The 713-nt window shown below is 66.9% G+C and carries 1 protein-coding gene; it reads right to left on the reverse strand.

The window, feature by feature from the left end:
• A partial coding sequence (locus ACTOWK_RS23580) for an IS30 family transposase (protein ID WP_441332504.1) occupies positions 1 to 713 on the reverse strand: 713 nt, incomplete at both ends.

The following is a 713-nucleotide window of genomic DNA, read 5'->3' on the forward strand; positions in this document are numbered from 1 at the left end:
TGGCGCAGCAGGCCATTGGTGTTCTCGCAAATGCCGCGTTGCCAAGGACTGTGCGGGTCGGCGAAATAGACCTTCAATCCCAGCCCTTTGCTCAATTCGCGATGCAAGGCCATTTCCTTGCCTTGATCGTAGGTCAGTGTCTTGCGCAGCCGTGGCGGCAGTCGCGCGAAGGCCCCAGTGAAGCCCTCCAGCACGCCCTGGGCCGTGGCATCGGGGAGCCGCACGAGCATCACGAAGAGGCTTTGTCGGCAGACCAGCACGCCCACCGAGGACTGGTTGCGAGCGCCCTTAATCAGGTCGCCTTCCCAGTGGCCGGGCAGGAGCCGCTCCTCGACCTGCAGCGGACGGTCGTGGATGCTGGGCAGATCGGTCAGGCGGCCGCGGCCATCGGGAGCGTGACGCTGCGGTCGCCGCGTCGCGCGCTTGTGCCGAAGCAGGATCTGGCGGCGCAGTTCGCCGCGAGGCATCGCGTACAAAGCGCTGTAGATGGTTTCGTGGGACACGTGCCAGGTCGGGTCGTCGGGGTGGAGTCGACGCAGTTTGAGCGAGACCTGTTGCGGCGACCAGCCGGCGCGCAGCAAGGTCATCACCCGAGGCCAGAGTGCGGCGCCAGCTCGCAGTTTTCGCTGTCGCCGCGGGCGTTGTCGCAATCCGAGCGCTCGCACCTGAGCGGCGGTGGCATCGTAGCCTGGCACCTTGCGCGGACGCCCGAG

It is taken from the genome of Lysobacter sp. CA196, assembly GCF_052078695.1.
In the GTDB taxonomy this organism is placed as follows: domain Bacteria; phylum Pseudomonadota; class Gammaproteobacteria; order Xanthomonadales; family Xanthomonadaceae; genus Lysobacter.